At 66.1% G+C, this 436-nt stretch carries 1 protein-coding gene; it reads right to left on the reverse strand.

Annotated elements, in window-relative coordinates:
* Positions 1-52: 52 nt before the first annotated feature.
* A partial coding sequence (locus AACY45_RS28750) for a toprim domain-containing protein (protein WP_339548869.1) occupies positions 53-436 on the reverse strand: 384 nt, incomplete at its 5' end.

Consider the following 436-nt stretch of genomic DNA (forward strand, 5'->3'; position numbering starts at 1 on the left):
CTCCGGGACTGGCTGCGTGCTGCAGCTCAGTCCCCCGCTCCCCCTCCCCTTCTCAGCCCTTGGGCTTCAGTACATCGGCCCAGTCGCCGTATTGTTGCGGCGGCGCCATGCGGGCGAGCGTCAATCCGCGTTCCCGATAGGCGCGCCAGGCCTTGGTTCGCGCTCGACGTCCTTCGGGATCGTTGTCTTCGGCGATGATCAGCCGTGTCACGTCTGTCGGGATCTGAATGCGGTCGAGCCGCGCCGCTCCGAGGGTCGCCCAGCACGGTATCTGGTTGATCTGGGTGAAAGCAGCGGCCGTCTCGAAGCCTTCGGCGAGAGCGAGCGTGTCGCCTGTCCTACTGCCACACCACGCGCCCGCACCAGGAGTGCCAAGCATCACCTTGTCGAGATAACCGCCGTGCGCGACGTCCAGGAAGATCCGATGGATCGCCCG

The organism is Pseudomonas sp. RA_35y_Pfl2_P32, assembly GCF_963970735.1.
GTDB lineage: Bacteria > Pseudomonadota > Gammaproteobacteria > Pseudomonadales > Pseudomonadaceae > Aquipseudomonas.